This window comes from Butyricimonas faecalis (assembly GCF_003991565.1).
Lineage (GTDB): Bacteria > Bacteroidota > Bacteroidia > Bacteroidales > Marinifilaceae > Butyricimonas > Butyricimonas faecalis.
In genome coordinates, this window is sequence record NZ_CP032819.1 from 2,940,888 (window position 1) to 2,966,496 (window position 25,609).

Here is a 25,609-nt window from a genome sequence, read left to right on the forward strand (position 1 = left end):
TTTAATGTACTATTATTATGAAACATGTTTATATATTAATAATCACCTTGATTTCGCTCTTTTCCGGATGTGATTATTTGGATGTTGTGCCAGACAATGATATTGAAACCATTGAAACCATTTTTGAAAAACGGGATCAAGCAGAGAACTGGTTTAAATTTTGCCATACATTTTTAATGCCCTATACGGCTTCTATCATTTCAAATCCAGCTTATACCGGGGCTGACGAAGTTGTTGCAGGAGATTTTATCCGACAACAATTTAACTACAATTGGGCTGGTTTTTACATTGGAGATGGTTTGCAAATGTCAGCCGATCCTTATGGTAACATTTGGCGGAAAGATGCAGCTTACAATGCAATCCGTTATTGTAATACCTTTTTGGAGAAAATAAACGGAGTATACAACATGGAAAACCAAGAAAAAATATTATGGTCCGCTGAAATAAAAGCTCTTAAAGCCCATTACTATTTTGAGTTACTCAGGCGGTATGGTCCTATTATCCTAGTTCCGAAAAATATTGCCACGAATGCCGGAATTGAAGAGATGAAACAACCCCGCAGCCCATTTGAAACCTGCGTTGAAGAAATTGTTTCTTTGTTAGACGAAGCGATGAAAGATTTACCCCCTATGAAACAAAAATCAGTAAGCCGATGGGCATACCATAGTCTTGAATCTGCTGCAGCTTTAAAAGCGATAACATTGTTTTACGCCGCTTCTCCCCTGTTCAATGGAAATCCTGCATACGCCAACTTTACCAGCAAAAAAGGAGAGAATTTCTTTAACCCAACCTATGATAAAGAAAAATGGAAACGGGCAGCAGAAGCTATTGACTCAGCCCTAACAATTTGTTTAGACAATGGTAAAAAATTAATCGAAAGCGAAGATCAAAAACTACAAAATATCATGTCTGCCATTGAAGAATCGGGATTAGCAAAAAATTTTGAAAGCGAAGAAGCTATTTTCATGATTCAATACGAAAACCGTAGCCTAGCATCATGGACAAAATGGACTCGCCCTTATTTCAGAAGCGGCACTCCGGATTACAATGCAGATCTCATTGGTTGTATCTCTCCTAGTATCAAAATGGTAGAAATGTATTACACCAAACATGGTTTACCTATTAATGAAGACAGAGAGTGGGATTATTCTTCCCGATATCAAATTGATAAAGAAACTGATCCATATTACAAAAATGTTGTTTTACTGGATGCAGACAGTATTTTACGATTACATCTTAACAGAGAACCTCGTTTCTATGCACATATTGCAGCAGACCGTTGTTACTTCCAACGAGGAATATACGTTGACCCAGAAAATGATCTCGTAAGAGCTTATCAAGGAGAGCGATTCGGTACATTGTACACAAGCATTTCCAGTTCGCAAGCACAAAATCTAACCGGATATTACATGAAGAAAGGCTCTCGTTCTTCCCAAAGTAACGTGGACTACAAAAACACATTTTCTAATGAGGAAGCCTGTGTTTTGATTCGGTTAGCCGAACTTTATTTGATGAAAGCAGAAGCATGGAACGAATACTTGGATGCTCCAGATAAGCAACACGTATACGATCCGTTAAACGTTGTACGTAAAAGGGCTGGGATTCCTGATGTAGAAGAAGCGTGGCAAAATTATTCCACGAACCCAGGTAAAGTAAAAACCAAAGAAGGTATGCGTGAAATCATTCGTCAGGAATGGAATGTTGAATTTGCATTTGAAGGCAAACGTTTTTGGAATTTACGCCGGTGGTTAACCGCCACAGAAGAATTAAACACAACACTTTGCGGCTGGCTCATCACAGGAAAAACACAACGACAATTTTATAATAACTTTGAAGGACCTGTACCCGTGTGGTCCAAACGACAATTCATTGCTCCGCGGGATTACCTTTTCCCAATACGAAGCGAAGAGATTCTAATTTCAGGTTGTGAACAAAATCCAGGTTGGTAATTTATAAAAAAAACTATGAAAAAACTTATATATATACTACTCGTATTTTGGGGATTCTGTAGTTGTCAAGACGATAACTCTTCTTTTGGAATTTCCATGCCTATTGAAAATTTATCTTTCCGTCCAATTCCAGGCGGGGCTATCATGTACTATAAATTACCAGCAGATCAAGATATTCTTTACATCCGAGTACGTTATAAAGACTCCTTTGGAAAAGACATCATCTGTTCTGGTAGTTATGCATGTGATTCTTTAACCTTATTAGGTTTCAACGAAGCCCAAACAGGAATTTCAGCTCGCGTGAGTTTATGCAACAAAGACGATATCGAATCGGAACCAATAGAAGTAACTTTTGATACGAAAGACTCCGGACCAGTAACCTTTTTGGATAACTTAGAAATATCTCCTGATTGGGGAAGCATCTCTTTAAAATACAACATCCCAGAAGACATAAAAGGTATGGCCCATATATTTTATGTTGGAGAAAACCCTGCAAACAAAAAAACGGATACATTATTGATTAAGAGTTTCGTGTTAACTAAAGGTACAGACTCTTTAAACATTATCCCCCAACAAGCTCGCCTCGCTTATGATATTGTTGTCCGGACAGAAGATTTCCGGGGATACATGGTAAAAGAAAAAGTATGGGAAAAGATTTCTCCATTAGAAATAGAAAAACAGTCTATCGAAGAAGATTTCGATTTCCTCGACCCAGCAAATCTCTCCATCGAAGATCCCGATTACAACTTAGGGAAAGCATTTCTTTTTGATGGAGACTTGAAAGGAGAAGCCTGCTATAATTGGAATAAATTTGATAATTTCAGTACCTATTTAGCCGGTCCGCAATGCTTGGGTAAACCTCTGTTCATTATTGATTTAAGAGAACAAAAACTTCCTGCAGAATTCAGGCTCTACGCTATGCTATTTGTAAGAAGTTCCTTTCCTTATGGACCAATGGCTGGTTACCCGGACGAGAAATATGGAGAAATATGGACCTCTTGCTATGCTACAAAATTACCTAGTAGTGTGACCGTATTTGGTTCTAATAATATGAATGATGACTCTTCCTGGGAAATAGTGACACACTTCGAACAAAATCGAGAAATTGACAATAAATTACGCTGGTGTGAACGCTGTAATGACGGAGGAAGTTATAGCGAATATTTTATTAAAAGTTTTAACGCCTTACAACTAGCAGAACCATGTTACATGAAATTAAGTTGTTCTCCTCATGGGAAGAAATACCGCTATTTCAAATTTGTTGTAAATGAAGTATTTGCTTCTCCTACAGGTCATGAAAGTGCATCATATGGTTCAAACTACGAAAAACATGTAACCATACAAGAATTAGAAATTTTCACCGCAAAAGAAAATTAAGATATGAAATTAAACAAATATTTATGGTCTTTTTTCATCCTTTTCATCATTGGAGGATGTGAAAATCTAGAAGAAACATATAGCAATTATACAGGAGACGGAACCATTCGTTATTTAGGGAAATGCAAAGACTTGTCCGTTAGTCCGGGATGGCAGAGATTAATAGTAAAATGGACAAATCATGTTGATCCGGTAATTGATAAAATTAAAGTCAGTTGGACGTTAGATGGGGTCACACGTGATTCGCTATTGGAAAAAGGTACAACTGAATGTAATATTCACAACCTGAAAAATGGAACTTATAAAGTGTCCGTACAAAGTGTGGATAAAGATGGAAATTGTTCCTTACCTGTTTTAGATTATAAACGTCCCTACACTTTAGAGCACGAAAATGTAATTTCTTTTACACGATTATTTGACAAATATTTTTGGATAAAAGATCATTTAGTATTGTTTTTTGGCGAATGGCAAAAAAACATTGAAACAGCTAGTCTAAACTATTATTCCGGAGGAAAATTGAAAGAACAAAAATTAGATAGTGTATTTATTACCAATAATAAATACTATTTAATTCCTGACAAGATCGATACAGGAACAAAAGTAGTTATCAATCGAAGTGGACGGTTAGCAGGGTGTTCAGACTTGATCATATTCACCCCCTACGAATTAACACGTGAAAATAAAACCTATACGCTAGATTTCAAACAACTACTCAAAGAAAAATACGGTCAATCAGAAATAACGGAAACATTTACAAATTCTATTACGGAATTAGAAATTGATTACGATATGGACTCTTTCGAGGATATCATGAATTTACCCAATTTAAAAACACTAATTCTTGGTAAAAACCGGTATTTAAACCCAGAAGAATTAAGCCAATACGAAGATGCAAGTCAAGTTTCCAACCTTGCAAGTAGTATTTTCGCCTTAAATCGGGTTTATGAAATATTGGACACAAAAATACAATGCTATAATAAACATTATATCCCAGAGGGAGAATTATCTTACATTGAGTATTTAGCAAACCCTAAAATACCTGACAATCTAAATTATCTCAATAGTGCAAATTGGAGCTACTCTTGCTCAAACGATGAGTACGGAGAAGGAATTAAGGCGTTATTTGACGAAAATTCAACAGAAGGATGGCAACCTACAAGACATAGAACGGCATTAACGTATGAAATAACCGTAGACATGCAAGCTCCTCAAACAATAAATGGAGTACAGGTTACACAACAAGTCATTACTTCAAATTATAAAAAATGTATTGCACAAAAGATACAAATAAAAACATCTATAGACCTAAAAAACTGGCAAGATGCAACCTATGTGATAGAAAATAGGCTTGGAAATACTAGCGGGGAAACCACTATCATAAATTTTCCAACACCACAATCTGCTCGCTATTTAAAATTTACTGTCAGTGATTTAGCATATAATTCCTTTTACTATACCGTATCTTTAGGTAAAATTAAAATCTTTAAAAAGTAACAAAATTTATTTCATTAGAGGATGCGTTTAAACATGGAGTTTAGACTCATCCTCTATTTAGAATCTCCCGGTTGCGGCTTTTCCCAACCAGTTCTTCCACAACTTCATGACCGTGACAATGTAACATTTGTGAGAGCATAATGATCTATGTAAATAGTCTCTCCCTCTCCTTGAATAATAAATAAATTCTTCATACTGCTAATTCCGTGTGGAATATCGTTTCCTTTTCCATCTGTCGAGTTGACAAAACTTTTTCTTCAATATACACGTTCCAATTTCCATCGTAATCTTCGGTCAAGGCAGAAAGGGATTCCATCCAATCCCCCGAATTCAAGTAAAGCACGTTCCCGATCATCTTTTTCTCCGGATAATGGATATGCCCGCAGATTACCCCCTGGCATTCCTTTTTTCCGGCAATATCCACGATATGTTTTTCAAAATCACTGATATATGAAACCGAAGCTTTCACTTTCAACTTGATTTCCCGGGCAATCGAATAATAGGGTAAGCCTTTTTTCAACCGACGACGATTGTAAATCTTGTTCGCCCACAACAAGAAAGAGTATCCCACATCCCCGACTTTCGCCAACCAGCTCATGGAAGACGTCACTTTATCAAACACGTCCCCATGCAGCACGTAGTAACGTTTATCTCCACTCGTATAAATGTAATCCTTCACCACGGAAATATTCGAGAAAGTCAAAGGGATCACCCGATCTAGAAAATCATCATGATTTCCCCGCACGTAAATAATCTTCGTGTCGTGAGAAATATCAAGTAGTACTTTAATAAAATTCGTATGGCAACGACGCCATTTACTGTTCTTCCCCCGCATAAGCGACCACCCGTCGACAATATCACCACACAAGATAAGGGTATCGCAAGAGTGTTGCTTCAAAAAGCGAGTAACTTCTTTCGTCTTCGACCATTTAGAACCGAGGTGAATATCCGAAAGAACAATTGTTTTGTAATGTTGCTGTTTCTTAGGCATATATTCATTCCTAAATTACTTACACAAAAGAAGAATTGTATTATTAAGAAACGGTTACCAAAATATGAAATAAATGTTTCAACATTTACCGCACAATAATTGAAAGAGTTTTATAACTTGCTACTCGATAAAATAAGAATAATATGTACGATTTTGATCAGATAATTGACCGTCGTAACACCAATTGCGTGAAATACGACAATCTTGCAAACGTGTTTGGTTGCACCGATATTCTGCCCATGTGGGTAGCGGATATGGATTTTCAGGTAGCCCCGGAAATTCTCGATGCTGCCCGAGAGTGTTGTGAAAAAGGAGTTTTCGGGTACACGTTCCGAAGTGATGAAGCCAAGCAGGCATTTGCCGATTGGGTGGCACGTCGCCACGGCTGGCAAGTGGACACCCGCTGGTTGTTAAGTAGCCCCGGCATCGTTACGGCCCTGGCATTAGGGGTTCGGGTGTACACGCAAGAACACGATAAGGTAATGATTTTCACTCCCGTCTATCCCCCATTCTATGCCGTGGTGAAAGACAACAACCGGGAACTCGTGTGTAGTACCTTGAAAGTAGAAAACGGACATTACCACATGGATTGGGAAGATGTTGAGAAGAAGCTGAAAAATGGGGTAAAATTACTGATCCTAAGCAATTCACACAACCCCGTGGGAAGAGTATGGACCAAGGAAGAACTTACTCGAATCGGAACGTTATGCCTGCAACACGGGGTCACAATTCTCTCTGACGAAATCCATTCCGACCTTGCCCTCTTCGGACACAAACACGTGGCAATGGCCTCCCTGTCACCGGAGATTGCCGCAATCACCATCACCATGATGGCTCCGAGTAAAACATTCAACATCGCCGGGATGATGAATTCCGTTGTTGTGATCTCCAACCCGGAATTACGTCGCCTTTTCGAGAAAGAACTTTTATGCCTGCACCTGGATTTAGGTAATATCTTCGGACATGTCACCCTGGAGGCGGCCTACAAGTTCGGAGATACTTGGCTCGACGAAATGGTTCGCTACCTCGAAAAAAACATCCTGTTTGTCGATCAGTTCCTCCGGGAAGAATTACCCGCGATAAAGATGATACTCCCGGAAAGCTCCTTCTTACTCTGGCTTGATTTCCGGGCAACAGGGTTATCCCACGAGCAAATCCAGAAAAAACTACTCCACGAAGCGAAAATCGGCTTAAATAGCGGCATGGATTTCGGCCCCGAGGGAGAAGGCTTTTTCCGTATGAACATCGGTTGCCCGCTCGAAACGGTAAAAGAAGGACTCGAACGCTTGAAAAAAGCATTCAAATAGTTAAGGCTCATAAACAATTATTTTTGTTTTTTGAGTACCGTCTGTAATATTCATTACAAAATTCCCTTGTTCTCACGTGTATCTTTGTCCTAGAATCAAAAATGACTGACTATGAAACGGACAATTATAAAAATAGACGAGGAAAAATGTAACGGTTGCGGGCAATGCGTGAAAGGTTGCCACGAAGGAGCTTTACAATTAATAGACGGAAAAGCCGTCATGATAAGTGATTTATATTGCGACGGGCTGGGAGCTTGCATCGGAGAATGCCCCGTCGGTGCCATCGAGCTAGAAGAGCGGGAAGCGGAACCATATAGCGAAGAGGCTGTTATGGAGCGTATTGCACCCAAAGGCGAACACGTGATCCTGGCTCATTTACGTCACTTGAAAGAGCACGGTGAAAAAGAGCTGGTAAAACAAGGAGTGGACTATTTGAAACGCCATAACATCCCCATAAACCTGCAAGAATTACATCCCACTCCCAAACTGGGGTGTGGATGTCCCGGTTCCATGGCACGAGAATTAAAACCCGTCATGAAACCTGCTGCAACCCCATGTTCCAGTAGCTCCGAACTCCGGCAATGGCCCGTGCAGTTACATCTGCTAAACCCACAAGCCGGATATTTTCAAAGGGCAAACGTACTATTGGCCTCCGATTGCTCGGCCTTTGCCGCCGGGAATTTTCATGAACGTTTCCTGAAAGGCAAGATCCTAGCTATCGCCTGCCCGAAACTGGATCATAATACCGATTCTTACGTGAACAAACTCCGTAGCATGATTGACGATGCCCAGATCGATACGCTCACGGTACTCATCATGGAAGTTCCCTGTTGCGGAGGACTCCTGCAAATGGCTTTAAAAGCGAGAGAAACAGCCTCCCGCAACATCCCGATCAAAAAGATCGTGCTGTCCGTGGAAGGGGACGTGAAAAGTGAAGAATGGGTATAAACTTCATTATCATGCTGTAAAACATCAAAATGGGTGTCCAATGATATTCCTTTATTATTAGCTTTGCACGCTCAAAAAAAATAACAGGAATATGCATATTGATTTCACTACAATCATTGATTATATTGGTACATTCGCATTTGCTATCAGTGGAATACGTTTGGCATCAGCCAAACGGTTCGACTGGTTTGGGGCATATGTGGTTGGAGCTGCAACGGCCATCGGGGGTGGAACTACACGGGATCTGATGCTAGGATTAACTCCTTTTTGGATGCACCAGCCCTCCTACCTGATTGTCACAGGATTGGCCTTGTTGTTTGTCATCATATTTGGCAAGTATGTTATCCGGTTGAACAACACATTCTTTATCTTCGATGCCATCGGTCTCGGATTATTTACCGTGGTAGGCATTGAAAAGAGCTTACTCGCCGGTTTCCCCATGTGGGTTGCCATTATCATGGGTATGACGACCGGAGCCGTCGGTGGTGTCATCCGGGATATATTTATCAACGAGGTTCCCCTTATCTTCCGCAAGGACATTTACGCTATCGCCTGCATTCTAGGGGGATTAATTTACTTCACTTGTGACTTCTTTGCCGTGGGCCATATCACCACCCAGATTATCACGGCCGGAAGCGTTATCTTAGCCCGGGTTATTGCCGTGAAGTTCCACATCAGTCTTCCGGTATTGAAAGGAAACGAGAAATAAAAAAGGTCGCCTCAAACAGAAAATGAGGCGACTTCCATACACATTAATCTTTCACAATTATTTTGAAAATATCATCTTTGTAACAAGAATAATCCTTGTTGCTAATTTCTATTGACAATAAATACGTTCCTTTAGGGATTTTATGATGAAAAGGTACGATAAAAATACCACCACCATTCATTGTACAAACAGCTTTCAACGCTTCAGCATCACCCTCTCCATCTCCAACAACTTTCACATCTGTAATCCTATAACTAATTGGAGCTGTTCCTAACACACCTTGAATTCCCGATGACACCCAATCTGCCTCATTCTCAAAACGAGTATTATTTTGAGCATCCCATTCTAATTCTACAACAAGAGAATCCGGAACGTAAACTGCATTCTCTGCTTCTAAATAACCAATTTTTACATCATGGCAAGACATTGCAATCACCACAAGTAATAATATAAATACATTCTTTCTCATAATATATCTTATCCCTATTAAAACTCTTTTATAACTCTCCACAATAAAAATTATAATCCAAAGAAATCACAACACCAGTATGTGTCTGAATATCCGGACAAGCAAGAGGAATACTTTTTTGGGTATCCAATGAAATACAATTCAACGTCAATGGTCCTGCATCCGGCACGCCATATGCCTCACTGGATACCGTATAAAACCAAACTTTATTTCCACTTAAAGTTATCATCTCAACACCCCCTTGACGTTCGAAAGAACCACTGGAAGCAATACTACCACGAGGAATATCTGTCATCATATAACGCCCCTTAATCACGTGATGTAATACCATTCTCTTACATTTTTCAATAGGAATACTATTTACACTAACATATGCACTATCATACATCCAATTCCGAATAGAATGATTCGTCGGTCCAAGAAAAGTTATCTGTTCATTTTCATTATCCCCTTCAAATAAATAAGTTAATTTCGCTCGTTCTATAATCCGTACAATCGTATCCCAATTATATGTATCTCCTTTTAGATATTCTAACATAGAACAATCATGGACTCCATTCGAAATTCCTGTATCAATATAATTATATTTCGTTCCACAAGCCCAAAATGTAATCAACAATACTGTAACAACAACTATTTTCATGACTAAAAACTATTTTCTATTAAACCAATATGTATTTTGAATCATTAATGGATTCAGGTAAGAAGCCCCACTCGCAATTGGCAAGAAAAGAGCTCCATCAGCAATATCCTGTTCCGTCAACAAACTATACACTTCCTCTTCTTCTTCGTGAGGAAATGGGAATGGAACAAATACTTTATTTTTAGGCAATTCCGTTTTATAATAATCTCCATTTCGCCTGATATCAAAATAACGATGATCCTCAAAAATCAACTCCTTTTCTCTTTCTTTGAAAATGGCCATTTGTAAATCACCACTCGTATATTCTGGAGCTTTTGCTCGCCGTTGTACCGTCCATAAGTCAACCTTTGCACCAGCAGTATTTTCCAAATTCATACGAATCTCTGCACGCAATAATATTAAATCAGCCAAACGCCAGAAAACCCGGTTTACATCGAAGTTCAAGAATTGTAATGTTTGTCCAGAAGAAGTTTGTGTACTATACAATCCCTTTCTAAATTTATATTCAAAAGCATACCCCCCACAAGCACGGGCACTGTCTGAATTCTCCGTGTATAACTCCGGTTTATAAAAGAATGCATTTTTTCGTTCATCTGTTCCCTCATACATCTTTAATACACTTTCATTTCTAATTCTCCATTGTTTATCCAAAATATCTCTAGGAAGAGCCCCTGGTATGATCGGGAAACTTACAAACAATCTAGCGGAAGTAAATGTTCTGTTCAAAGACTCATCTCTAGCATTCAATTCTATTTCAAAAATACTCTCTTTTCCTCCTCGTGAATTTAATGTATTAGTTACCAACTGTTCGACAGAACTCTCTAACTCATAAAATCCACACTCATCCGTATCAATAACTTTAGAAGCATACAATTCAGCTTCTTCAAGACAAGCCCGTTTCTCATCATCACTTAACCCTTTTCCTACTGTAGCTTTCCAAGCACAAATATTAGCAATCAATGTTGCCGCACTACCTTTACTACCGTATTGTTTGGAAGTGATTCTAGCACCTGTCTGATCTACTAAATCTTCATGTTTGGTTAATAAATTATAGGCTCTTTTCGCACAAGCCAAAGCAGTATCTAAGACTTCCACCATAGGCTTTTTAGGACGAGCTTGAGTATCCTCCGTATGTCCTGAAATAACGACATCTCCCCAATAACGTACTAATTGGAAATAACATAAACCTTTGATAAAATTTGCCTGCCCATAATAAAAATTCATACGATCCTGTGAACATACTGGAGTTTTTACATTGTCAAATAACAAATTACACTCATATATTGCATCGTAAAAATTTTTCCAATCAGTTCCGATAGAATTCCATTCATGAAAACGCGCAAATACATCCGGAATCGGAATATGCCCGGAAGGAGATTCGTCAGCTTTTACCCCAACAAGTTCCAATGTATTAAATTTATTAAAAGCGGGGACCAATATGGCATGCATTCCTCTCACCAATACGGCAAGATCCTGTTCATTTTTATAGAAATTCGTGAATGTAACCGAATTTTCAGGTTCAACATCTAACATATTATTACATGAAATACTCAAAGAGATCACGAATACCATAAACAATATAATCAATTTTCTCATAACTTATTCATCTAAAAATTTACAGTAAGTCCTAAAGATATTTTCCGAGCTAACGGATAATAACTAAAATCATCATGTCCAGTATAAAGATTTACCACCTCTGGATCTAATCCCGAATAATTCGTTAACATGAAAAGATTTTCCCCCGTAAAGAACAAGCGTACAGAAGACAAGCACAACTTCTTCACAATCTTCTTGGGAACATTATAACCTATCGTCAATTGTTTCAATTTCACATAATTCACATTCTCCAAGTTCGAAGCAATAGCTCCGCGAAACTGTTGTAATCCGGCTGAATACACGGCTTTTCTCGGGAAATCTGTAATATCTCCTTCGCTTTCCCAGAATGATACATTTTCAATATCCTCTAAGATCGGAGCCCGATGATTACCTTGCATTGAAGTTACATTATAAGTTCTATACATTTTACGCCCTAAAGAGTAAGAGAATAAAATATTCACATCAAAATCTTTCCATTTCACTTCATTTACCCATCCTCCATAAGCTAACGGCAAGGCACTTCCTTGATAAACCATATCTTCCGTACCAATCATTCCATCACCATTAATATCCAATATTTTTCGGGTTCCAGCTTCGTAACGGGCAGACGGAGTTCCTCCTCCTGTTCCTCCCACATACATCTTATATTTATTCCCCTTTTTATCATACAGATACGGAATTTCATCGTCTGTCTGATAAAAACCGTCATCTTCATACAAGAAAATCGAATAAAGTGGACGCCCCACAATATAATTATCGACATCCCGATTCGTATAACTCTTCTTGAAAAGATTCCAGTTTCTAGAAATATTAAATTTCATTCTCCAAGACACGGCACTCTCTCGAAATATATCAGCTTCCAACTCCATCTCTAATCCTTCGTTGGAGACTTTCATCGCATTTTGCCACTGTTTTGTATTGAAATTCCAATTCCCGGACAAAGGAACACTATACAACAATCCTTTTGTCAACTTATAATAATAATCCAACTTAAATTTTAAACGGTAATTAAATAAATCTACATCCAACCCGAAATCATACTGATCACTCTCTTCCCATGTTAATTTACGATTAATCATTCCCCCCATCGGATCCGGAGCAAGTGTCGTCTGCCCTAAAAACGTGTTAAATGAAGACATCACCCCATGAGCCAAATAAGGTTGACCGAATTGCTGACCAGAACGCCCCCAAGAAACACGAATTTTACCAAAATCCAACCAAGAAATATTATCTAAAAAACTCTCTTCAGAAAAAGCCCAACCAATAGCTGCAGATGGGAAAGTTGCCCAACGAACTTTTTCTCCGAACACGGAAGAACCATCCTTACGCCAAGTCGCCTCAACAAGATAGCGTTGCATAAAATTATAGGCTAAACGCCCATAATAACTCACTAAGACCTTTTCCGTACGATTCGTTTGAGCATTTTTCAAATAAATTGTTTGTCCATTTACCTCTATTGCAGTTCCTTCGTCAACAATATAATGAATTTTATCATTTGCCCCTCCTAGACCTTTAGCAAAAATATAATCATACTGATCAGATTGATAAGAAATTCCAAATAACGCATCAATATTATGCTTCTCATTAAAAGATGCTTTATACGTCAACATATTCTCATTCAAAATCAATAAACTTCTATCAAGCTCACCAATAGAAGAACTCAAACCATTTGCTGCATCCAATGTACTGGGACGAAAACTGTTTCTCATCCCTTGATTATAATCCAACGATCCTAATACAGACAAATCCAAACCTTTGTACAACTGATACTTTAAATTCAAGTTTGCCCGCAACCGATAAGATTCGTTTTTCTCAATAGACGTATTTAATTCTTTCAATAATTCCTCTTCATGAATACCTCCTGCACCTAAGATAGAAGATGTTTGTTTGGGATCTACTGTTAGTTTTTCAATCTTTGATCCAGACATTCCATCTCCAGAACCACTACCACGACTTCTATCTGTATATGCAAAATACAATCTAGTATCCAAACGCAAATTATGAACCGGCTGTGTTCCTAGATTAACAATCAAATTCATACGTGAAAAATCACTACCATACATAATCCCTTTTTCTGTATAATACCCTGCTCCAACAAGATAATCAATTGTCTCGCTACCTCCACTAGCTTGAATATTAGCATTCACAATCTCTCCAGCACGAAAAGCATAACGAAACCAGTCTGTTGAATTGTTATAATAAGGATTCAAAGAATCTTGCAACTCTCTCATTCCACTAATACGATTCATAGCATTATACCACCAACGGTCATACATCCCCAATCCCGTCTTGGCATCTTCATAATTTTTGGGGAATACATATTGTCCGTAATCATTTCCTGCAATATGCTCATTTTTATATACATCAAAATTATAAGCCCTTTCACTTCGACCTCCGGTCTGTATTGGTGTCTCAGGTAGCACAGAATAAGAATAAGACACGTTTGCAGAGAAACTAGCCCTTCCAGTACGTCCCTTTTTAGTTGTAATCAATATCACACCGTTACCTGCCCTAGATCCGTAAATAGCAGCAGAGGCAGCATCTTTCAAAACTTCAACAGACTCAATGGTAGAAGGATCAATTTCAGCCAAAGCATTAGTTCCCGTGATCGGGGAAGTAAAAGAATGCACGGGAACCCCATCAATCACATAAAGCGGCTCCCCGTAATCACGCCCATCACCTACAAATAAAGAATTATACCCCCGAATGGCAACAACACTACCACCTCCACCAGGAGCTCCACTCTGAGTGTTAATCTCCACACCAGCCATTCGACCTTGCAACAGATTTTCCACACTCGCAGTCGGAACTTCCTTTATATCATCAGCTTTCAATGAAGAGATCGCACCTACAACTTCCCTTTTCTTTCGCGATCCATAAGCAACAACAGTAACTTCATCAATACTTGACAACTCTTCTTCCATTGTAATCCGCAAAGTATCTAAAGAAACTGTGAATACCGTCTCATAAGGTTTAAATCCTACAAATGTCAGTAACAATTCTCCTTTCTTCATCGGTAACCGAAAAACGAAAACACCATTAACATCCGTAGCTGTCCCGATATTAGTATTTTTTAGTCGGACGGTCACTCCTGGCAAAGGATTTTTCGTCTTATCCACAACCTTACCGATCAGTAGATTCTCATTTGGCACAGAATCTTTTATAGTTTTCTGTATTTTCGAATTAATAATAACCACGTCGTTTATAATAGAATAGGTCAGATTTGTACCTTTCAATATTTGTTGAAGTACATCTTCTAACCGAACGTCTGTCATATCAATGGAAATATTCTTTACATTCTTAATAGCCTCGTTATCAATGTTGTAAAAAAAACCATACTCCGTCTGTCTTTTCAGGACTTGAATAATCTCCTCTAATGAACCTCTTTCCATCTTAATACTTACTGTTTTCGTCTGCGAATAAAGATTTGCAGATACGTTCATTGACATCATGAACAGAAAAATAATTACGAATTTTGTCATAAGCCATACTTTTCGAAAATCATTCCATGTTATTGGAATGTTCCATCGATTTTTTTCCATACTTTTGTTATAATTAAATGAAACATGATTGGGAATTCCACTGTCAATGAATATTCCCGATTAATTTTAAACACGGGGTTGTTTGCAGCAACTCCGTGTTATATTTTACTCCGTAACAATCACGGTTCTATCATTCACATTAAATTTCACATCACCAGCCTTTGCTATTATTTCCAATATCTTTTCTAAACTATCCTGTTTTTTCATGACTCCCCAAAATTTTTTCTCCTTTAGATATGAATTTTGATAAAATACGTCTACGTTATACCAACGAGCAATCTTTGTCATAATTGTTTCCAAATCATCATTTTGCGACACAAACAACCCCTCTTTCCATGCAATATAGGGAAATACATCCACTTTGCGCACTGAGACCTCTTTTGTCTGATTATCAACTAAAAACTGTTCTCCCGGAACAAGTTTCACATAATCTTTCATGGGTTCTGTTTTCATTTTCACTCCAATACTTCCTTTCACCAACGTGGTCTGCATTTGTTTTTCCTCCGCATAAATCATCACGTTAAATTCCGTTCCGAAAACCCGGATTTCTTCCTCCTTTGTCTCCACAATAAATGGAATTTCACTGTGTTCTACTACAAAAAAAGCCTCTCCATCCAGATAAACCCGACGTTCTTTTTTGGTAAAAACCACAGGATAACGCAACATAGAAGTGGAATTCAAAAATACTTTAGTTCCATCAGCTAACACAACTTGATACTCTCCTGTAGCCGGAACCTTCAATTCATTATATGCAATCACGTCTCCTGTCAGAGAGCCCATTTGATAATGTAACCTTCCCGCTTCGATTTGAATAAGAGCCTCTTTCTCGTGCAACGTATCAACCATAGAATTATCTTGCAAAACAATATTCTTTCCGTCACTTAGTTTCAAAACTACGTTCTCTTGTTCAATAACATTTTTATATTCCACTTGAGAATGGAATTTTTGTCGTGGCTGATACAAAAAGAAAATAGTTAATCCTATCAATATAAAAATAGAAGCCGCAACACTCACCCTCATCCAAATCATCCGCCTCCAAATTTTGTTGTGGTCTCGTTTCAAACGAGCCAATCCTGCTTCTACATTTACAATACTTTTTTGTCGTTCTTGTATTTTCTCTTGTTGACGACAAAAATGTTCCCAATAAACACGATGCTCTTCACTCTCCGAATACCACTTATCGAAAAGCTCCTTTTCTTCTTTCACAAGAGGCATTTTAGCCATTTTACGATACAATATAGATATTGAAATCTCCATTTTCTAAATTCAATTTTCGCTAAGACGTAAAATTTAGAAAACAGGGTGAAGCATTTTTTCAAAAAAAAAAATTATTTCTCTACTCAATCCTCTCTTAACAAGGAAAAAATAAATAGTAAAAATAACTCCTGATGTTCATTATACAATTTTTCCCGAAGTTCTTGGTAAGCTTTTTTCATGTGTGTTTTTACTGTATTCACCGACAATCCAGTAACCTCCGCAATTTGAGAATAGCTCATTCCTTGATAAACACTTAATTTCAATACTTTCCGTCGTTGTATCGGTAATTTATCGATTTCTTCCTCCACCCGGAGAATCAACTTCTCTTCCTCTTCCAAATCAAAATCCCCGGTATAATAAACAGCATCAAATAATTTAATATTTAAAGGATCAACAATATCTAACCGTCGCAAATAATTTACACAATTATTTCGGACACAACTGTAAAGATAAGCACGCATATAACCCACATCTGCAAAATCGGGGCGAGACAATACTGTCAAAAACACATCCTGCACCATATCTTCCGCTATCATCATATCACCCACGTAACTTTCTGCAAATAAAACAAGACGCTCGTAATATTGTTTAAACAGAATATCCAAGTTATTTCTCTTCATGGTCATTTTACGCTTTATACCAATCCAATACAAAAGTATGTAAAAAAAGAAAAGAGTTATATTCAAAACAATGAAATAAAATAATTCAGAACTGCTGTTCCTCCGTGGAATCAATACCAATAGCGATTTCCTTGATTATCCCCTTTTCAATATAAACGGGATGGGCATGTTTACGCACCAAGGGACGATAATACTCGAAAACCAGTGCGGCAATAAAACAACAAATCCCAGACAACAGGATAATCATCTGCAACCCGATCCATTTCTCAATTGCTCCCAAAACCATGCTTCCCACGGGTGCCATACCCGTGAAAGCCATTGCCATATACCCCATCACCCTACCTCGTTTATCCTCACCGGAAAGGGTTTGCAACAGCGTGTTGATAGAAGCCACGGCAGCAATAATCGTAAAACCGATTGGAAGACAGAGCACGGCAGCCACCCACGGGATCGTGACAAATGCCATCACCGACAGCCCGATGCCCAATAAAACTCCGGAAAGCATCACCACTTTTCCCAATCCCAGCACGCTTTTTCGAGCAGCCAAGTACAAGGCCGCCACAAAAGAACCGACCCCAATACATGAAAGCAGTAATCCCAACATCTCGCTCTCCCCATGCAGGATTGTTTTCACGTAAGCCGGGATAAACGTCATCAAAGGCAACCCGAAGAAACTGATTGCACTCATCAAAAGCAACAACGTACGGATGGGTATATTTCGCACCACGTACCGGAAACCATCCCGCATATCTTCCAAAACCTTCTGTTTCACGGTACATCCCCGTGTGGAGGGCAGCCGCATCAACAGCAATGCCACGATCACGGCGATATAACTAATACCATTCAGCAAAAAACAAATCCCCTCCCCCAACAGACCGATCAATACCCCGCCCACCGCGGGCCCGATCAAACGGGAACCGTTGATCACGGCAGAATTCAGAGCAATGGCATTACTCAACTTATCCGGTGAAACCAAACTCGGGTAAAATGATTGTCGAGTGGGATTATCCAAAGCATTAATCAAACCGATCAATAAACTCAGCACCATGATATGCCACACCTGTACAAACCCCGTCAAGGTAAGTATAGCCATTAACAGTGCTTGTATCATAGATAGCGTTTGTGTCAACACCAACAACTTACGTCGATCAAAGCGATCAACAAAAACACTCATGTAAGGTGTTGCCACGAGAATTGGGATTTGCGCCGTAAAAGTAACTGTTGCCAGTAAAAGAACCGACCCTGTCAAGCGGAACACCAACCAGCTCATGGCAATCTGTTGCATCCACGTCCCGATCAGCGAAATACATTGTCCCCCGAAATAAAGACGGAAATTATAACTTTTCAAGGAAGCGAATACCTGAGTGAAGGCTCCCGAATTATTTGGTAATAACTCCCGAAGCCCTCGCCAACCACCCAAAAACCTGTACTCGCTCTTATCTTTATTCATTTCATCAAATAATTTGTAACTTGAAAACCGGCAACGAGGCACAGTCACACCCCCACAAAAATACTCAGATTTTGCATCATTTGAATCACGAGCGAATAATTTTGCCTATTTTTGCGATAAGAATACGGTTATGCCATGATAGAACAAACAGAAAACAGACTCTCGGTTGCAGAAGCGCAGAACATCTGCCTGCGAAATAACATCCCGTTTTACACGTACCGTTTACCCGGTTCCCGTGAAGTTATTTTCGGGGCTCAACTCTCCAACGATACCCGGATATTCAAGGGGTTTGAAAAACATCGGGGAGAAAAAGGGTTTGTTATCACGCCCTTCAACCACTCCTCCTGGAGTTTCCCTTTCTTCATCAAGGCCGATCTTTCATTCACGGACTACTTGACGGACGGGGAAGCGATCCGGAATTTACAGAACACCGTTTTCAACACCCCGGAACGCATTTTCACGAAACAGGACTGCGAGCACTTCGAGTACTTGGATGAACTGCGCACGATGATCGACACGCTGAAACGGGAAGGAATGAAAAAAGCCGTTCTATCAAGAACCATCACCATTCCTTGCGATTCACTCCGGTTGTCTCCCGCGATCTTCGAGCAGATGAAACAATACCATCATGCCTTTCTGTTCTTTGCCGCCATTCCGGGAAAATGTGCTTGGATGGGTGCCTCTCCGGAAACCTTTCTCAAATACGACAGAAACGGATTCTTCACCATGTCTCTGGCAGGGACACAACCCGTGGCAACGGCAAAGAATCCTCCGGAATGGGGAGACAAGGATATCGAAGAACAGCAAATCGTGACCGATTACATCCAGGACACGTTAAGACATTTCTTTACCCGCCATCTCGACATCGAGGGACCGATCACGTTACAAGCCGGGAATGTCTTTCATCTCTGTACCTTTTTCAGAAGCGACGAACAACTTCCCGCCGACCAGATTGACGAGTTGGTAGGACAACTTCACCCGACGCCGGCCGTGTGCGGTCTTCCTAAAAAGAGAGCCATGCAAATCATCTCGGAAATCGAGAAGCGGGATCGGGGATATTATGCCGGATTCCTTGGACCATTGCAGGCCTCCGGGGCATTCGACCTATTTGTCAACCTGCGTACCATGGAAGTATTCGATGATGCCCTGCGGCTATACGTCGGGGGAGGCATTACCCCTCTTTCCGACCCGGAAACAGAATGGCAGGAAACTTGCCAGAAGGCCGATACTTTACTGAACCTCATACGCCAAATGAATTATGGAAAAATTACATTCTGATATTGAAAGCGTTCGAATTCTTATCAGTTTACTCGTTCAAAAAGGAATTAAGGAAGTCGTTCTGTCTCCGGGTTCCCGCAATGCCCCTTTACTCGTTTCGGTTGCCCGGGAAAAAAGGTTGAAACACCATGTCATCGTGGATGAACGTTCGGCCGCTTTCTTTGCACTGGGGATAGCGCAACAAACCGGACAGACCGTTGTCCTCATCTGCACATCGGGAACCGCTTTACTGAACTATTCCCCTGCCGTGGCAGAAGCCTATTACCAAGGTATTCCCCTTCTCGTGATCTCGGCAGACCGACCCACCGAATGGATTGATCAAGATGACAGCCAGACCATTCGACAACAGGGCGCATTATGCAACTTCGTGAAAAAGAGCTTTCAACTCCCGACGGCCATTACTTGCCCTGAGGACCGCTGGTATGCCAATCGACTAGTAAACGAGGCGATCAATCTATCCCAACTCGGACGGAAAGGACCGGTGCATGTCAATATCCCGCTGAGAGAACCCCTGTATGGTTTTCAACATGAAACCATCACTTCAGAACGGGTCATCAAAACACTGCAAGAAACTCCTTCCTTCACCGCAGAACTCTCTCAAAACCTGCGGGAAGAATTCTTCCTTTGCCCCAAGGTAATGATCATCGCCGGATTCCACGAACCCAACCCGGTTTTGCAACAACACATCCAATTATTGGCAAGCCTTCCCAACGTGGTTGTTCTAACGGAAAGCGTAACAAATCTATCCGTTCCCCTCGTGATCTCCACGATAGACAGGGTCATCTCCACGATTCAGCCGGAAGAAGCAGAAACTTACGCCCCCGAATTACTCATCACGTTCGGGGGAGCAATCGTTTCCCGCATGATAAAAGCTTTCATCCGAGAACATACCCCACATTCTCATTGGCATATCGACGAACGGTCCACGCCGCCCGACACGTACAAGTCCATGACGCTACACATCCCCATGGATGCCCAAACCTTCTTTGATCAACTTCAACCCACTGAAATAAAGGCCAATAGTCTGCCATCCAGTTACGCCCACCAATGGTATCAACGGGAAGAAAAAGCAGCGCAAATACACGACAACTACCTGCAGCATATCCCGTGGTGCGATCTGAAAGCCTTCTCCATGCTTATGCCTGCACTTCCTGCCGGAAGCCGTTTGCAACTAGGCAACAGCACCCCGATACGTTACGCCCAACTCTTCCGCTACACGCAGGTGGATCGTACCGATGCCAACCGGGGGACAAGTGGCATTGATGGTTGTACTTCAACAGCCATGGGAGCCGCCTCCACATTCGATGGGATAACCACGCTGATCGTGGGGGACAATAGTTTTTTGTACGACTCCAATACTTTATGGATCAAAAACTGTTCCCCATCATTACGAATCATCGTTATCCAGAACGGGGGAGGAGGCATATTCCGTTTTTTGGAAGGCCCCTCCGGTCTGGAAGAAGTCGAGGAGTATTTTGAAACCCCACACAACGTGGATATAGAACGCCTAGTCGAAGTTCATCGTTTCAAGGTCTATCGAGCAACGGATGCCCCCTCGTTAGAATCAGCACTATCCGAATTCTATCAACCCGGACGACAAGCAGCCGTTCTTATTATTCAGACACCCGAAAAAATAAATGGGAAAATACTAAAAGGATATTTTCAGACATTGAAGAATTAATTGAATCACACCCCACCAACACTCCCTTACTCCGGGAAAAAACGGATCAACATGCGTTTTTTCCCTCCCGGACGGCATACTTATCCATTTATTTATTACTTTTGGGATAGCGTTTGTTTATTATTTTTATCTTAATTTATGGGGATAAGTTACTATTTCATGAACAAGGCCAACAAGCAGGTTGGACCGCTTTCGTTAGATGAACTTAAACAAAAAGGTATCACGCGAGAGACACCCGTGTGGCGTGAAGGCATGCCGAATTGGGTACAGGCAAAAGATATCCCCGAACTACACGCGTATATCGTAACTCCCAGCCCTTACATCAACGTGGTGCGGCTCATACTGATTTTATATGCCATCTTGGGCTCCATCGTATTCTTATTCGCGGGTAAATTTGTTTCTGCATTTATCGCCTCCTGTTTTAACCTCTACCCTTATGTTCCGGGATTTGTCACCCTCATCATCGGGATATTGGGCATCGCCTTTTTCCTATTTTATAAAAAAAGAAAATACCTGCTGAATACGATACTGGTAGTTCTACCCTTTTTACTGTCTTCCTTGTTTTCCATTTACTACTACGGGATACTAAATCATGCTTACCGTTTCCGGCAGGATCGCTGTGTCATGGAAAAAAGATCAGGTGTTGGGGTCATGAATAAATTTGGCTTGACGATCGTTCCCTACATATACAACAATATCGCTCCCAATAGTTACTGGGCACCTGCTTACTATTGGGCCTCTTGCAACCATCAAAAAGGGGTACTTGCCCTTGACGGAACCGAGATTATCCCGTGTATATATGATGACGTTGACACTTGGCTCTCAACCGACAATTTTATAGTTACATCAGGTAACCTGAATGGATTATATAGCCCGGAGGGAATAGAAATCCTTCCTTGCGAATACACGGGAATTTCCCTTTGGCGAAAAACCTCACTCGTTCACGTGGAAATCGAAGATCGAGAAGGACTTTACACGCAGGACGGAGAGGAGATACTACCCTGTCAATTTATCATCTGTGACGAATTTAACGGCATATCACTGATTAATTGCAACGGCTTCGTGAAAGACGGCAAAGTTCGGGATGGAATCTGGGGAGTGATCAACCAAGAAGGCAAAATCATTGTTCCCTGCAAATACAATGACATCACTTCCAACGTTGACACCGAAAGCATTGAAGCTGATGGGGGATATATCAAAGATATTTATGACTTTAATGGAAATTATTTACGAAGTGAATATAAATGGTAAATTATTAAACTATGGAAAACTATTTTTACCTGAACGAAAAGAATGAACAAAAAGGACCGGTTTCTCCCGAAGAATTAATCAGCAACGGGGTAACGAAAAACACCCTTGTGTGAAAAAACGGTATGGCTCAATGGCTCCCGGCAGGAGAGGTTTCTGAACTTGCAAACCTGTTCACGGATACACCTCCCACCCCTCCTACTCCTCCCACACCCCCGCCATCCCCTCTCACACCTCCCACTCCCAAACCGGAAAACTGGTTAATATGGGCAATTTTATCAACCGTATTATGCTGTTTGCCACTAGGAGTTGTTTCCATCATTTACGCCACGAAAGTGGACAACCTCTGGAACTCCGGTCAACAAGAAGAAGCAATAAAAGCTTCGAACATGGCAAGATTGTTTTTCTTCCTGGCATTGGGAGGAGGCGTACTTGCCTTGATCATCGGGTTCATTAGCGGGTTAGCAAGCATGATGTTTGGAGGAGGCTATTATTAAATATTCGAATGAATGTATTCGTTCGGGCATTTTAAGAAAATAGGCCTTATTTTGATCATATTACTCGGGATCATATTGTTTTTCGTTGATCCCGAGTATTCGGCATTTATACCCAAATGCCCTTTCCGTTGGTTCACGGGATTCGATTGTCCGGCATGTGGCAGCCAAAGGGCCATCCATCAATTATTACACCTGAACATCAAGGGGGCTTTCGGATACAACCCGTTCCTCATGCTCTCCTTTCCTTACTTGATCGCTCTTGTCATCACGCAATGGTTTGATCCTCAAAACCGATTGGCACGACTGAAAAGGATCTGCCGTCATCAAATAACGGTCAACACGTACTTAATCTTAATCATCGTGTGGTGGATTGCCCGGAATCTCCTACCGATCTTCCGTGACACAACTTCATCAATCGGATAACACAGAGGACTCATTCCCGTATCAAAGACCTTCGTGAACGTCTTTGATACGTCTTTGATTCGAGAGAGATACGTCTTTAATCCCTAAAAACATCGAATATGCAACGGAAGATAAACGGATTTTCTACCGTCAAAGAATTCTTTAGATTGATCTCACGCTAAAATAAAAATTATCACGTACATTTGTGATTACACTTTACAAAAACTAAGAAATACATACCGGATATGTCAAAAAGAGAATGGACTACAATCAAAGAATACGAAGACATTCGATTTGAATTCTTCGAGGGAATAGCTAAAATCACCATTGATCGCCAGGAAGTTTACAACGCTTTCCGTCCGCAGACCAATTTCGAAATGCTGGACGCGATGAACATCTGTCGGGAACGAAGTGACATTGGTGTTGTTGTGCTCACGGGTGCCGGGGATAAAGCGTTTTGTTCCGGAGGCGACCAAAAAGTGAAAGGAATAGGAGGCTATATCGATGAAAACGGAGTACCTCGCCTCAACGTACTCGACTTGCATAAAGCCATTCGTTCTCTTCCGAAACCCGTCATTGCCATGGTAAACGGGTACGCCATCGGGGGAGGCCACGTGCTTCACATCGTGTGTGACCTTACCATCGCTTCCGAAAATGCCCGTTTCGGACAAACAGGTCCCAAGGTCGGCAGTTTCGACGGGGGATTCGGATCTTCCTACCTCGCTCGCCACGTCGGCCAGAAAAAAGCTCGTGAAATCTGGTTCCTTTGTCGCCAATACACCGCCAAAGAAGCCGAAGAGATGGGAATGGTGAATAAAGTAGTTCCTTTCGACCAACTGGAAGATGAAACCGTGGATTGGTGCAAGACCATCATGCAACGCAGCCCCATGGCCATCCGCATGATCAAACGGGCATTAAATGCAGAACTGGACGGACAGCATGGATTGATGGAATTCGCCGGGGATGCCACGCTAATGTACTATCTCATGGAAGAGGCACAAGAGGGTAAAAATGCCTTCCTGGAGAAACGGGACCCGGATTTCAAGAAATTCCCCAAATTCCCATAATCATACAAATATCACCACTCATGCTACAAGCAACTTATTTAAAATACAACCTGCGTTTTAAGCAACCAGCAGGCACCTCCCGGGGAATCCTCACGGAAAAGGAAACTTGGTTCATCAAAATCTGGCGATCGGAACAGCCAGAAATATACGGACTGGGAGAATGTGCCTTGTTCCGAGGCTTAAGCGCGGACGACCGCCCGGGATACGAGAAAAAGCTAAAAGAATTCTGCGAAGAAATCAGCACAACGCGTGACATCCACATCTTACGAGATTGGAGTTCTATCAGTTTCGGAGTGAACACCGCTCTATCGGATTTAGACAATGGAGGGAAACGCATCATTTACCACACCCCCTTTACCGAAGGGAAAAAAGACATCGAGATTAACGGATTGATCTGGATGGGCGACAAGGAGACCATGCGCCAACGGATTATCGAAAAACTGGACGCCGGGTTCCATTGTGTCAAGCTGAAAATCGGGGCTATCAACTTCGAGGAAGAATTAGATTTATTACGCTATATCCGAAAACAATTCAGCAAAGAAGTCGTCGAGTTGCGAGTAGACGCGAACGGGGCTTTTACCCCGAAAGAGGCTCCCCGCAGACTGGAAGAACTGTCACGCTATGATATTCACTCGATCGAACAACCCATTCGCCAAGGACAGCATAAAGAAATGGCTATTTTATGCCGGAATACACCTATCCCCATTGCCCTGGACGAGGAACTGATAGGCATTAAAATAGCTGACAAAGGGAAACTACTTGACATGATCCGCCCTCAATATATCGTAATAAAGCCATCACTTTTAGACGGTTTCTCCGGTTCATGGGAATGGATTGCCCGGGCCCGGGAACGTCATATCGGTTGGTGGATCACGTCCGCCCTGGAATCCAACATAGGACTTAACGCTATCGCACAATGGGCTGCCTATATCCTGGAGCATCACCCCACGGGGATGACTCAAGGACTGGGGACAGGACAACTCTACACGAATAACATACCTTCGCCCCTGGAACAAACCGGCTCGACCATCCGGTATAACCCACAGGCAAACTGGGATTTATCTCAAATTTCATTCTAAACGTC

22 protein-coding genes are annotated in these 25,609 nt (G+C 41.0%); 14 read left to right on the plus strand and 8 right to left on the minus strand.

Translation table 11 applies throughout. The annotated features are described in order from the left end of the window. Nucleotides 1–17: 17 nt before the first annotated feature. From D8S85_RS12640 to D8S85_RS12650, 3 genes are read left to right on the plus strand one after another with little or no spacing between them, the layout of a single operon-like run. Nucleotides 18–1,949, plus strand: coding sequence for a RagB/SusD family nutrient uptake outer membrane protein (locus D8S85_RS12640; protein WP_127075168.1), 1,932 nt, complete (start codon nucleotides 18–20; stop codon nucleotides 1,947–1,949). A gap of 15 nt (nucleotides 1,950–1,964) precedes the next feature. Then, a complete protein-coding gene (locus tag D8S85_RS12645; RefSeq protein ID WP_127075170.1) occupies nucleotides 1,965–3,326 on the plus strand; it encodes a DUF4959 domain-containing protein in 1,362 nt (453 codons plus the stop codon). Nucleotides 3,327–3,329: 3 nt separating this feature from the next. Further along, nucleotides 3,330–4,820, plus strand: coding sequence for a DUF4998 domain-containing protein (locus tag D8S85_RS12650; RefSeq protein WP_127075172.1), 1,491 nt, complete (start codon nucleotides 3,330–3,332; stop codon nucleotides 4,818–4,820). Nucleotides 4,821–5,010: 190 nt separating this feature from the next. On the opposite strand, the gene D8S85_RS12655 is transcribed toward D8S85_RS12650, so the two are convergent. Continuing rightward, on the minus strand, nucleotides 5,011–5,811 hold the full coding sequence (locus D8S85_RS12655) for a UDP-2,3-diacylglucosamine diphosphatase (protein WP_106480980.1): 801 nt from the start codon (nucleotides 5,809–5,811) through the stop codon (nucleotides 5,011–5,013). A 143-nt stretch (nucleotides 5,812–5,954) separates the two neighbouring features. Here D8S85_RS12655 and D8S85_RS12660 point away from each other — a divergent pair, with 143 nt between their 5' ends. The 3 genes from D8S85_RS12660 to D8S85_RS12670 all read left to right on the plus strand — a co-directional run bounded on the left by D8S85_RS12660 (nucleotide 5,955) and on the right by D8S85_RS12670 (nucleotide 8,775). Continuing rightward, entirely contained in the window at nucleotides 5,955–7,118 is a 1,164-nt protein-coding gene (locus tag D8S85_RS12660; RefSeq protein ID WP_106480981.1) for a MalY/PatB family protein, read from the plus strand. Between the two features lie 111 nt (nucleotides 7,119–7,229). Beyond that, nucleotides 7,230–8,066: an ATP-binding protein gene (locus D8S85_RS12665; protein ID WP_106480982.1), complete on the plus strand. Its 837-nt coding sequence runs from the start codon at nucleotides 7,230–7,232 to the stop codon at nucleotides 8,064–8,066. Between the two features lie 91 nt (nucleotides 8,067–8,157). Further along, entirely contained in the window at nucleotides 8,158–8,775 is a 618-nt protein-coding gene (locus D8S85_RS12670; RefSeq protein WP_106480983.1) for a trimeric intracellular cation channel family protein, read from the plus strand. Nucleotides 8,776–8,818: 43 nt separating this feature from the next. On the opposite strand, the gene D8S85_RS12675 is transcribed toward D8S85_RS12670, so the two are convergent. The 7 genes from D8S85_RS12675 to D8S85_RS12705 form a co-directional block, all read right to left on the minus strand. Beyond that, complete coding sequence (locus D8S85_RS12675; protein WP_106480984.1) at nucleotides 8,819–9,244, minus strand: hypothetical protein; 426 nt, start codon at nucleotides 9,242–9,244, stop codon at nucleotides 8,819–8,821. Between the two features lie 28 nt (nucleotides 9,245–9,272). After that, complete coding sequence (locus tag D8S85_RS12680) at nucleotides 9,273–9,887, minus strand: fasciclin domain-containing protein (RefSeq protein WP_106480985.1); 615 nt, start codon at nucleotides 9,885–9,887, stop codon at nucleotides 9,273–9,275. Between the two features lie 9 nt (nucleotides 9,888–9,896). Next, nucleotides 9,897–11,483: a RagB/SusD family nutrient uptake outer membrane protein gene (locus tag D8S85_RS12685; RefSeq protein ID WP_106480986.1), complete on the minus strand. Its 1,587-nt coding sequence runs from the start codon at nucleotides 11,481–11,483 to the stop codon at nucleotides 9,897–9,899. An 11-nt stretch (nucleotides 11,484–11,494) separates the two neighbouring features. After that, nucleotides 11,495–14,965, minus strand: coding sequence for a SusC/RagA family TonB-linked outer membrane protein (locus tag D8S85_RS12690; RefSeq protein ID WP_106480987.1), 3,471 nt, complete (start codon nucleotides 14,963–14,965; stop codon nucleotides 11,495–11,497). 165 nt (nucleotides 14,966–15,130) lie between these two features. After that, a complete protein-coding gene (locus D8S85_RS12695) occupies nucleotides 15,131–16,282 on the minus strand; it encodes a FecR family protein (protein ID WP_106480988.1) in 1,152 nt (383 codons plus the stop codon). A gap of 83 nt (nucleotides 16,283–16,365) precedes the next feature. Beyond that, nucleotides 16,366–16,902, minus strand: a complete 537-nt coding sequence (locus tag D8S85_RS12700) for an RNA polymerase sigma-70 factor (RefSeq protein WP_158641572.1) — start codon at nucleotides 16,900–16,902, stop codon at nucleotides 16,366–16,368. Between the two features lie 85 nt (nucleotides 16,903–16,987). Further along, entirely contained in the window at nucleotides 16,988–18,352 is a 1,365-nt protein-coding gene (locus D8S85_RS12705; RefSeq protein ID WP_106480990.1) for an MFS transporter, read from the minus strand. A gap of 135 nt (nucleotides 18,353–18,487) precedes the next feature. Here D8S85_RS12705 and D8S85_RS12710 point away from each other — a divergent pair, with 135 nt between their 5' ends. The 8 genes from D8S85_RS12710 (at nucleotide 18,488) to D8S85_RS12745 (ending at nucleotide 25,604) form a co-directional block, all read left to right on the plus strand. After that, nucleotides 18,488–19,630, plus strand: coding sequence for a chorismate-binding protein (locus tag D8S85_RS12710; RefSeq protein ID WP_127075174.1), 1,143 nt, complete (start codon nucleotides 18,488–18,490; stop codon nucleotides 19,628–19,630). After that, nucleotides 19,611–21,311: a 2-succinyl-5-enolpyruvyl-6-hydroxy-3-cyclohexene-1-carboxylic-acid synthase gene (menD, locus tag D8S85_RS12715; protein ID WP_127075176.1), complete on the plus strand. Its 1,701-nt coding sequence runs from the start codon at nucleotides 19,611–19,613 to the stop codon at nucleotides 21,309–21,311. The genes D8S85_RS12710 and menD overlap by 20 nt, the downstream gene beginning before the upstream one ends. Before the next feature lie 159 nt (nucleotides 21,312–21,470). Then, a complete protein-coding gene (locus D8S85_RS12720) occupies nucleotides 21,471–22,562 on the plus strand; it encodes a GYF domain-containing protein (RefSeq protein ID WP_172726514.1) in 1,092 nt (363 codons plus the stop codon). Nucleotides 22,563–22,573: 11 nt separating this feature from the next. Beyond that, nucleotides 22,574–22,675, plus strand: coding sequence for a DUF4339 domain-containing protein (locus D8S85_RS21905; protein ID WP_127075178.1), 102 nt, complete (start codon nucleotides 22,574–22,576; stop codon nucleotides 22,673–22,675). Nucleotides 22,676–22,684: 9 nt separating this feature from the next. Continuing rightward, nucleotides 22,685–23,056: a CD225/dispanin family protein gene (locus D8S85_RS12730; RefSeq protein WP_127075180.1), complete on the plus strand. Its 372-nt coding sequence runs from the start codon at nucleotides 22,685–22,687 to the stop codon at nucleotides 23,054–23,056. Between the two features lie 51 nt (nucleotides 23,057–23,107). Next, nucleotides 23,108–23,479 carry a DUF2752 domain-containing protein gene (locus tag D8S85_RS12735; RefSeq protein WP_158641573.1) on the plus strand — a complete coding sequence of 124 codons (372 nt, stop codon included), beginning with the start codon at nucleotides 23,108–23,110 and terminating at the stop codon, nucleotides 23,477–23,479. Between the two features lie 224 nt (nucleotides 23,480–23,703). Further along, complete coding sequence (gene menB, locus D8S85_RS12740; RefSeq protein WP_106480996.1) at nucleotides 23,704–24,525, plus strand: 1,4-dihydroxy-2-naphthoyl-CoA synthase; 822 nt, start codon at nucleotides 23,704–23,706, stop codon at nucleotides 24,523–24,525. A 20-nt stretch (nucleotides 24,526–24,545) separates the two neighbouring features. Continuing rightward, nucleotides 24,546–25,604 carry an o-succinylbenzoate synthase gene (locus D8S85_RS12745; protein WP_106480997.1) on the plus strand — a complete coding sequence of 353 codons (1,059 nt, stop codon included), beginning with the start codon at nucleotides 24,546–24,548 and terminating at the stop codon, nucleotides 25,602–25,604. Nucleotides 25,605–25,609: the final 5 nt, after the last annotated feature.